The sequence below is a fragment of the uncultured Campylobacter sp. genome, from assembly GCF_938030685.1.
Lineage (GTDB): Bacteria > Campylobacterota > Campylobacteria > Campylobacterales > Campylobacteraceae > Campylobacter_B.
The window spans coordinates 1-8984 of the sequence record NZ_CALHHX010000188.1 but is presented as its reverse complement, the minus strand read 5'-3'; the positions used below and the strand labels follow the sequence as shown (position 1 = coordinate 8984).

Annotated in this window: 10 protein-coding genes, 3 tRNA genes and 1 pseudogene; 7 read left to right on the top strand and 7 right to left on the bottom strand. The window is 42.8% G+C overall.

Features of this window, described 5'->3' with window-relative positions; all coding sequences use genetic code 11:
- The 4 genes from Q0369_RS08850 to Q0369_RS08835 all read left to right on the top strand — a co-directional run.
- A partial coding sequence (locus Q0369_RS08850; protein WP_298098811.1) for a hypothetical protein occupies positions 1–191 on the top strand: 191 nt, incomplete at its 5' end.
- 141 nt (positions 192–332) lie between these two features.
- A complete protein-coding gene (gene imm40 / locus Q0369_RS08845; RefSeq protein WP_298098809.1) occupies positions 333–560 on the top strand; it encodes an Imm40 family immunity protein in 228 nt (75 codons plus the stop codon).
- Positions 561–778: 218 nt separating this feature from the next.
- Positions 779–1129 carry a hypothetical protein gene (locus tag Q0369_RS08840; protein WP_298098806.1) on the top strand — a complete coding sequence of 117 codons (351 nt, stop codon included), beginning with the start codon at positions 779–781 and terminating at the stop codon, positions 1127–1129.
- A complete protein-coding gene (locus Q0369_RS08835) occupies positions 1126–1461 on the top strand; it encodes a DUF3969 family protein (RefSeq protein WP_298098803.1) in 336 nt (111 codons plus the stop codon). Before Q0369_RS08840 ends, Q0369_RS08835 begins: the two co-directional genes overlap by 4 nt.
- 54 nt (positions 1462–1515) lie before the next feature.
- Here the strand turns inward: Q0369_RS08835 and Q0369_RS08830 are convergent.
- The 7 genes and pseudogenes from Q0369_RS08830 to Q0369_RS08800 form a co-directional block, all read right to left on the bottom strand.
- A pseudogene (locus Q0369_RS08830) lies at positions 1516–2233 on the bottom strand (IS1595 family transposase).
- 346 nt (positions 2234–2579) lie between these two features.
- Positions 2580–2654, bottom strand: a tRNA-Met gene (locus Q0369_RS08825).
- Positions 2655–2691: 37 nt separating this feature from the next.
- Positions 2692–2766: transfer RNA gene (locus tag Q0369_RS08820), tRNA-Gln, on the bottom strand.
- A gap of 197 nt (positions 2767–2963) precedes the next feature.
- On the bottom strand, positions 2964–3467 hold the full coding sequence (locus Q0369_RS08815) for a type II secretion system protein (protein ID WP_298098800.1): 504 nt from the start codon (positions 3465–3467) through the stop codon (positions 2964–2966).
- Between the two features lie 275 nt (positions 3468–3742).
- Entirely contained in the window at positions 3743–4915 is a 1173-nt protein-coding gene (locus Q0369_RS08810; protein WP_298098797.1) for a carbon-nitrogen hydrolase, read from the bottom strand.
- Between the two features lie 20 nt (positions 4916–4935).
- Positions 4936–5928: an agmatine deiminase family protein gene (locus tag Q0369_RS08805; RefSeq protein WP_298098794.1), complete on the bottom strand. Its 993-nt coding sequence runs from the start codon at positions 5926–5928 to the stop codon at positions 4936–4938.
- A 53-nt stretch (positions 5929–5981) separates the two neighbouring features.
- Positions 5982–6058 (bottom strand) — tRNA-Arg (locus tag Q0369_RS08800).
- A gap of 314 nt (positions 6059–6372) precedes the next feature.
- Here Q0369_RS08800 and Q0369_RS08795 point away from each other — a divergent pair.
- The 3 genes from Q0369_RS08795 (at position 6373) to Q0369_RS08785 (ending at position 8741) form a co-directional block, all read left to right on the top strand.
- Entirely contained in the window at positions 6373–7686 is a 1314-nt protein-coding gene (locus Q0369_RS08795; RefSeq protein ID WP_298098791.1) for a sodium-dependent transporter, read from the top strand.
- A 66-nt stretch (positions 7687–7752) separates the two neighbouring features.
- A complete protein-coding gene (locus tag Q0369_RS08790; protein ID WP_298098789.1) occupies positions 7753–8376 on the top strand; it encodes a hypothetical protein in 624 nt (207 codons plus the stop codon).
- A gap of 101 nt (positions 8377–8477) precedes the next feature.
- Positions 8478–8741: a hypothetical protein gene (locus Q0369_RS08785; RefSeq protein WP_298098785.1), complete on the top strand. Its 264-nt coding sequence runs from the start codon at positions 8478–8480 to the stop codon at positions 8739–8741.
- Positions 8742–8984 lie beyond the last annotated feature (243 nt).

Below are 8984 nucleotides of genomic sequence, written 5' to 3'. Positions count from 1 at the left end.
TTATATATAAATTTAAAGACGCCGTTATTCGTAAAATTTTCTATGAAGATAAAGAAGAATTTGCTTATTATGATGAGATAGTCATCCCTATCCAATCCTGCGAAGGCGAATGGTGTAAAATTTACTATCCTTGCGGCGAAAGAGGGTATTTCGTAAAGAAAGACGAAATAGAAAAATGGCAATGGCAATAATCTTATACTTAAAAGGAGCGAATTATGTCATTTATAGATGAAGATTACGTAAATATCGTGCCGCAGGATCTGCTGGAGCGCGGTATACGCTTAAGGGAGGAGTACGGAATTTATGGAATCGCTTGAAGATTTGACGATGTAATGGAGGTACTAAAAATCGCAAGAGATAGAGATATGCTTATCGTCGGAGGGGATGTATATCGCCTAAGCGGCAATAAGCCCATAATCACATACGATTGCTGGAGTATTGAATCGGAAGATGACGATGCATTTGAAGTAGCAACCCGATATATCACTAATTATCGCGCTAGAAACGGAGATGACTTTGCATACTGCCCAGTCATTAGCCCTGGGCGGGTGCCCAAATGAAAATTTTAATTGGATTGTGTATGGGAAATTTTATAAAAGCATAGAGGACGCATTTAAGCAGGTCGAATTTGAATTCGGCGTAAAAAAGAGGATTGGATAAAGCTTTAAATTTGGAAAGGACTAAGGAGAAACGCTGTGAAATTTAAAATTTTGAAACCAAGGCTTTATGAAAAGTATAAGAATATGATTATAGAGGCGCGAGGGCAAATGCGACATTGATGGCTAAAATAGATATTTTATTAAATTTAATAAATTTCACCAAAGATATAAGCGCGATAAAAAGCGACTTGGCAAAGATAGGCTTTGATAGCGAATCGGAGCTTGTAATGATAACTAAGAATACCATCGCAAACATCTTAAATAGGGTCATCGATAAAGAAATTTCATATGACCTCCTTGAGGAATGGGCAAATTTAATCGAGTGCCGCGAGGACATAGGATATGAGGATGAAATTTTGCAGGAAATCATATTTGAACTGGCAAATCCCTGCCTTTATGGGGAGATAGACGAGAGGAAGATTTGTATGATTTTGGATAAAATTAAATACGGGCGGAGCGACACCGAATGATATTAGAAAAAAATATTGACATGGTAAGCGAGAGGGCTATTTTGCTAATGGCGCTAGGCTCATTACAGGCATTGGAATACAAAGCGATTACTATAGATGAAAGCCAAAGAATTTTGTTTTCGCCCTATATTTCAACGCATTTGGAAAAAAATAAGGTTAATGAATACATTATAGACATAATAATCGAGTGCTGCGAATTAGAGGATATTTTTGAACTAATTCCTACAAAATATATGGAAACTTTGCAAATATTGCAGAATAGAATAATAGAAATTTTAAAGCAATACGATGAAGAATCTAGAAAAAGATGGGTAATTGTAGATGAGGAATAGCTTCCATGACTTCCGTCTTTGCGAGCGACCGGACGGGCAGCTAAATAAAATGGCTCAATTAAACTTAAGCGGATTCTCTCTTATCAATTTCAACAGTTTCTGATATAGGTTTTCCTGTGTAGTTTTAGTATTATATCTAAATTCACACTCTTTAAGATGAAGCAAGAAATTCTCTTTCTTAATACCTTTAAATTTAGCTTAACCCCAGAAGTTTTCTATGCCGTTTATATGATTTTTACCGTTAGCAAATTCATTTTTAGAGTGCTTCACCCTGTAGTGCTCTTTGGCTCCGTAATCTACCAAACCGTCATAAGCCTTCCAGCAATCAGAATAGATAGTAGAGCTATCAAGCTCGCTATATTGCGATAATATGGGTATTAGCTCACTAGCAGAGCAGTTTTTAACTATCTGAGTATAAACTTTGCCGTCTCTTTTAAGCATACTGAACACTGGCGTTTTATTTGCTGCGCCTCTACCTCTTTTACCCCTTACTCTTTTAGATCCGAAGTAGCTTTCATCAATCTCAAAGCGAAGCTTCTAGGCGAGCTTGCAAGCTGGAAATCTCACCGCTAAATTTGCTTATCTTTTCACACTCTTTAGACATAAGAGCTCTTATTTCTCTAAAGATTTTACATAGGGTTGCTTCTGAAATTTTAGTTAAATTTGATATCTTTGATGCTTCTATATCTTCTGCGAAGTACTTTAAAATTTCTCTAAATTTCTTTTCTGAAATTCGGGAACGGACTATATACCTGTTTTTCATAGCTCTCATCGTAACTTACTACTCCTTTGTGTGAGCTTAAGTTAAAGAGAGCCTTAAAATTCTAAATGTTACGATAAGAAAATCCGTGCAAATTTAAGTCTTTCGCAATTCCTATTTAATATTATTGATAAGATTGGTGGTATGATAAATCACAAATTTTAGACGAGTCGGCAAATTTTACAATTTAAAGAATTTTATATATCTTTCTCGATAATTATTAATTTTAAGCCATTAGCTTGAAATGAATTAGTAGATAAAATACCCCGATTTAGATTATAGAAGATTTTCTTATTCCTCAATGAAGTCAAGAGTAAAATTTTGAAGTCACGATGCTGTGATATAAATTTAAAGATATTGGTTGCAGAGGGTGGATTTGAACCACCGACCTTCGGGTTATGAGCCCGACGAGCTACCACTGCTCTACTCTGCGATACAAGAAGTGCGAATAAATTTTTAAATTCTCCAAATGGATGGGGTAGGAGGATTCGAACCTCCGAATGATTGGACCAAAACCAATTGCCTTGCCGCTTGGCTATACCCCAATTTAAAACTAAAATATACACTAATCTTTGAAGTAATACTCAAATAAAAATATTTAAAAAATTAAAAGTTATATTTAAATTAGATTTAATAATTTCAAATATAAAATAATACTTATAAAAATATTATTTTTGTACTTATAAACGTAAAAAGGGTCTAACATAAAGTTAGACCCCTATATTATAAGTTAAATATTAACTTATTTAACTACAGCAACACCGCTAATTGCAAAACCATCAAGTTCTTTTTCAGTACCATCTACATTATCTACATACTTAAATTTCTTATTTAAGATATCTATAATTGAAGGATCCGCATATAGCTTAGTGCAGATTGAAGCACCACTATCAGCACCTTGCTCTACTTTTAAATAAGCAGGAACAATACCAGCAGTACCATTCGCAGCAACAGAATCTTTCAATGTAACTTTTAAGCACTTTTTACCACCGGACTTAAGTTCACCAACAAAACCTGTACCTGGATCTATTGCTACATTTGTCATAGACTTAAGATCGTTAGCAAATTTCGCTTGTGATGTATAATAAGAGCCAAGATCCGATACAATCGTGGTAACATTAGTACCAGCTTTTGCGATCTCAGCATCATCACGAGTAGCTGCAAGTCTTGGAATAGCAACAGCTGCCAAGATACCTAAAATAACGATAACGAAGATCAACTCGATCATAGTAAAACCTTTTTTCATGGTTTACTCCTTATATAAAATTCATCCCGCATACCTATATGCGAAACTTGGCGTAATTATAGAGAAAAATTTAAAAATTGTCAATAGTTTTTGGCAAATTTTTTACAATTTATTTACAAAGTCCGATTTTGCGGGCATTTCAAAATCGAAATTTTAAACCAATTTGGTCTATTGATGTATTTCGGCGGCGCCTCTACACATTGATACCATAAAAATTATTTGCTTTCATTCTGTGCGCGTCCGATAAACCATATGTCTATTCGAGATACAGAATGCTACAGCCCGTATCTCTTCGTGAGAATTCCATACTCCTCTACGCGTCTATCTCGCAAAAACGGCCACCAGCGGCGAACGTTTTCGCATCTTTGCATATCGATGGTTACGACTTCACATAGCTCATCGGTGCTATTTGCGCGAAATAGCTGTTCGCCCTGCGCGCCGAAAACAAAGCTATTGCCCCAAAACCTAATCCCCTCTTCGCTGACAAGCTGATCTACGCGCTGTTTATTCGGCAGCACCTCTAAAGTTTCGCCGTTAAATTTGATCTCTATCGAAATTTTTAAATTCTCTCGCGCCGCCTCATTTTTCGCGGGCAAAATTTCGCCGCCGATCGCCATTTTGTCGCTACCCGTTAGCGCCCCGTTATTAAAAGATAAAATTCCGCCCTCGCTTAAAATTTTACTCTCGCCGCTCGCATCCGTGGAGCGTGAAATTTTATCGCGCATATTCAAATTTGCTTCGCCCCCAGATAAAATTTCATCCGGCGAGACCTCGCTCAGAGCGGCGCTCTCAAAGCCCACGCGATTTACGGCGATTACGGGCAGGGAGTTTGCCACCGCATGCCCGCGCTGTACCGCGACCCAGGCCTCCAGCTGGCGCGCTTTTTCGTCCTCGCCGTCGCCGTCGAACCACCCGATCGCGGTCGGATATATGAGCAGCTCGGCACCGCGTAGCACCATCGCGCGCGCCGCTTCTGGATACCACTGATCCCAGCACACCAGCACGCCGAGCCGCCCCACGCTCGTATCTATGGGCTCAAAGCCCAGATCGCCCGGCGTGAAATAAAATTTTTCGTAAAACTGCGGATCGTCGGGTATGTGCATCTTACGGTACCGCCCCGCGATAGAGCCGTCGCGCTCGAAGACCACGGCGGTGTTGTGATACAGCCCCGCGGCGCGATGCTCGAAAAGTGAGCTTACCAGCACGACGCCAAATCTCTTCGCTACCTCGCTCCACAGCCGCAAATCGCGCTCGAAATCCTGCGCATAGTCGAAATTTTCGGTATTTTCGCGCTGGCAAAAATAATGCGTCTGATGAAGCTCTTGCAAAACGATTAATTGCGCGCCCTTCGCCGCTGCGCGCGCGATGAGCTCGATACTACGCGCTATCGTGCGCGCCTTGGTGCCTTCAAATTTATGCGAAATCAGTCCAACTTTTAGAATTTTCATATTTTCCCTTCGATCTAAATTTAAAGTTTAAATTTATTCATGCACGAGCAATGCAGCGAGCCGTTTTGGCGAATGAAAACGCGCGCATTTACTCCCACTACTTCGCGATCCGCGCACGCTGCTCGCAGACGCGACAGCGCCAGCTCGTCCGCGGCGCGGTTTGGATCGTGCGGATCTGCGGGGTCTGCGTAGGTAGGCACGATGAGCGCGCCGTTTAAAAAGACGAAATTTGCGTAAGTCGCGGGCAGCCTGCGCCCCCGATAAAAGATCGCACGCGGGATCGGCAGCTCGATCACGTCGTATCCGAGCGATGAAATTTCATCCTTCATCGCACCAAGCTCCGCGTAATGCAGATCGCTCAGATCGTCGCACGACGAAATAGCCACAGTGCGCGGGCTTAGAAAGCGCGCGAGGGTATCGATGTGGCTGTCGGTATCATCGCCTTTTATAAAGCCGCGTCCCAGCCAGATTATGTTTTTTAGGTCGAAAATTTCACGCAGCCGCGCATCCAGCTCGGCCTTGCTTAGCGAGTTGCGATTTTCGTTTAGCAAACACGTGCTGGTAGTTAACATCGTGCCCGCGCCGTCAAAATCGACGCTGCCACCTTCTAAGATCAGATCTACGTCTCGCAGCGGGCGGGCGTTCGCGGCGTAAAATTTTGAATTTAACGCGTCGTCTTTGGCGCTTGCAAATTTACCGCCCCAGGCGTTGAAACGAAAATTTAGCCCCGTGATTTTGCCGCCCTCCTCTACGTCGATCGCTCCGTAATCGCGGATCCACGTATCGTCGGTATCGATTTGCGCGAAGCTGACGTTTGCTAAGCCGCCACAAATTTGCTCAAAATCCTCGCGGCTCGGCGCGATCGCGACGACCGGCTCAAACCTCGCTGCGGCGGCGATAAAGTCGCGATAAGCCGCCCGTATCTCGCCTAAATACGGCGCCCAGTCGGTACCTGCGTGCGGCAAAGACGCCAAAAGCGCCTCTTGCTCTTCCCATTCGGCGAATGCTCTCATTTTTGCTCCAAGATTAAAATTTCACGGATTATAGCGAAAAAAATATTTGTAGATGGTGCGCCCGGAGGAATTCGAATCCCCGACCTTTTGAACCGCAATCAAATGCTCTATCCAGCTGAGCTACGAGCGCACGAAATAAAAGAAACGGGATTATAGCGTTTTTAACTTAAATTTAGCCAAAAAGCGGTTTAAATTTCGACATGCGATAAATTTCAGCTCGCTCAGATTTATCGCGCCGAATTTTAACTCGCTTAAATTTTGCGCACTCTTTAAAATTTTATGAGTGAAATTTAACTATTTAAAATTTGCTTGCTCAAAATTCTGCAAGCTCAAACCCAAAATGCCCTAAAATTTTACCGCTCTGTAGCCCAAATCCTACGCACAATAAATAAAATTTAAATACTTTTTTGCTACCATAACGCAAATTTAAATAGGGGTATGCAAATGAATAAACGAAGTTTCTCGTCGCGTTGGGCTTTCATCATCGCCTGCGTGGGCTCTGCCGTGGGTATGGCAAACGTTTGGGGCTTCCCCTACAAACTCGGCACGAACGGCGGGGGCGCGTTTTTGCTGATCTATCTATTTTTTATAGCGCTGTTTTCCTACGCGGGACTTAGCGCCGAGTACGCGATCGGACGCCGCGCCAGAACCGGCACTCTGGGCTCTTACGAATACGCGTGGAAAAGCCGCGGGCTCGGCACCGTCGGCAGGATCATCGGCTGGCTGCCGCTTGCGGGCTCGCTGTGTATTGCGATCGGCTACGCAGTCATCATCTCATACGTGCTTAAAGCCCTAGCGCAGGCCATAGACGGTTCGCTGATGAGCGTGGATACGAACACTTGGTTTGAATCCTTCGCGCTAACGCCGTATTCGGTCGTGCCGTTTCACTTTATCGTCGTTGCGGGCACGCTTTTTACACTGTTTTTCGGCGCGCACAGTATCGAAAAAACCAACAAAATCATGATGCCGCTATTTTTTATCCTTTTTGCGGTGCTTGCGGTCAAGGTCGCCATGCTACCGGGCTCGGGCGCTGGGTATAAATTTCTATTCACGCCCGATTTCGGCAAGCTTAGCGATCCGATGGTGTGGATCTCTGCGATGGGACAGGCGTTTTTCTCGCTTTCGATCACGGGCTCGGGTATGATCGTCTACGGCGCGTATCTGCCTAAAAACGAAGATGTCGTCTCGGCTGCCAAAAATACGGCGTTTTTCGACACGCTTGCGGCGATGGTGGCCGCGCTCGTGATGATCCCGGCGGTCTTTGCGTATCACACCGATCCCGCCGCGGGTCCGGGGCTGCTTTTTGTGACGCTGCCTAAAATTTTACAAGATATGATCGGCGGGCAAATTTTTGCGATCATCCTCTTTACGGCGGTGATCTTCGGCGGAATTTCATCGCTTCAAAATATGTTTGAAGTCGTCGCCGAGTCCTTGATGCATAAATTTCCGCGCCTGAACCGCACCTGCACGCTCGTGCTTTTGTGCGTGATCTGCTTCGGCGTGGGCGTGAATATGGAAGCGATCGTCAAATGGGGGCCGTGGATGGACTTCGTATCGATCTACATCATCCCGATCGGCGCGGTCATCGGCGCGGTTTCGTGGTTTTGGGTGATCAAAAAAGATGAAATTTTAGATGAAGTAAATTCGGGTGCATCCAAGCAGTACGGCGCGTTTTGGTACAATACGGGGCGCTTTTTATACGTACCGCTGGCGATGTTACTTTGCATAATCGCGCTAAGCATGCATATTTCGTTTTGAGTTAAATTTTTCATCGAAGTATGAGATTAAAAAATTTAATCTGCAATGAATAAAAGGATCGATTGTATGAGCGATTTAGAAAACGAAAATTCCCCAAAGCACAAATTGCGCGAATGGGATTCGAGACCTACGAAAATCCGCGAAAAATCCAAGCTCTCTAAATTCGCAGAATATTCGATGCCTATTTATGCGCTTATATCTTTATCGGTGTTTTTTATACCGATAAAAGTTTTAGATAAAAGCGAAGCTTGCGCTAGTTTCGTTAAATTTATGAAAGGAATTTTTCCGAATATCGAAGCCTTTGAAGCTATTAGCGCAATGCCCCAGGTTACAGCTTTTTACGTAAGTTTTATGTGGATTTGGGTGATTGTTTGCTCGGCTTTGATGATTTATCTTAGTTTTTACAATATGCCAAATATCTATGATTTAAAAGTTTTTCCAAAAGGAATTCCCGCTATTATATTTACGTTTTTCTTGGGGTATTTAGGAACTACATATTATTATTTCGGCGAAATGGCTATGGGAGAGATAAGCTTCGGGCTAAAAAGCTTTAACCTATATTTTACCTCGAAAATTAAGATGTATTTTTGGATTACATTTTTCTCTCTATGGTTTATTGCCGGTTGCGGCGTTGGTTCTTGGGGTTTGATTTTTACAATCTGTGGTTTTAAAAATTTGAAAAAATATTAATCAAAAGATTTGAAGAATGGGATACCTTATAAGCGATAAGCTGATCGACATCGGGCTCATTTTGTTTTTCGGTGGCTTTTGCATGCTATATAAACGGCGTATTGGGCACCGGCAAAGACTATATGCAGCGCAATAGAATAGATTTCGTGCGCTGGATGTTTAGCCCGAGGCACATTTTGCGCTCCAACACGCCGTTTGATTCGAACGAGCCGCTAGAATTAAAATTTAAAGAGCCCAAAAGCAAGCACATGACCTACAATTTCTTCGAGTTCATCATCCATTATGCGATAATCGCGCCGTTTTTAGCGATCTATGCGGGGATTTTTCTATTTTGCGCGGGGCTAGCCATTAAAATTTTATCCTAAATTTAAAATTTGCGACGCGGATGCAGAACGGGCATTGCATAGACGCCGTTTTCGTTGCAGAATTTCAAATTTTACGCCGCATCTCTTACTAAGCATGCTACACTTATTATATTTTAAGAGATAAAATTTCAAAATTTTATCGCCGAATCCACGACTTGTGGAATTTATGCCGTGATTTCCGTTTCTATCGGGGCGGGAAGGGGACTTGAATTGCGAGGGCGCATTTCTCGCGGGCGCCGCCTC

Excerpts from the sequence above, each read along its gene's own strand:
- imm40 (WP_298098809.1), top strand. The coding sequence starts at position 333 with ATGGAGGTACTAAAAATCGCAAGAGATAGAGATATGCTTATCGTCGGA.
- Q0369_RS08840 (WP_298098806.1), top strand. The coding sequence starts at position 779 with ATGGCTAAAATAGATATTTTATTAAATTTAATAAATTTCACCAAAGAT.
- Q0369_RS08835 (WP_298098803.1), top strand. The coding sequence starts at position 1,126 with ATGATATTAGAAAAAAATATTGACATGGTAAGCGAGAGGGCTATTTTG.
- Q0369_RS08815 (WP_298098800.1), bottom strand. The coding sequence starts at position 3,467 with ATGAAAAAAGGTTTTACTATGATCGAGTTGATCTTCGTTATCGTTATT.
- Q0369_RS08810 (WP_298098797.1), bottom strand. The coding sequence starts at position 4,915 with ATGAAAATTCTAAAAGTTGGACTGATTTCGCATAAATTTGAAGGCACC.
- Q0369_RS08805 (WP_298098794.1), bottom strand. The coding sequence starts at position 5,928 with ATGAGAGCATTCGCCGAATGGGAAGAGCAAGAGGCGCTTTTGGCGTCT.
- Q0369_RS08795 (WP_298098791.1), top strand. The coding sequence starts at position 6,373 with ATGAATAAACGAAGTTTCTCGTCGCGTTGGGCTTTCATCATCGCCTGC.
- Q0369_RS08790 (WP_298098789.1), top strand. The coding sequence starts at position 7,753 with ATGAGCGATTTAGAAAACGAAAATTCCCCAAAGCACAAATTGCGCGAA.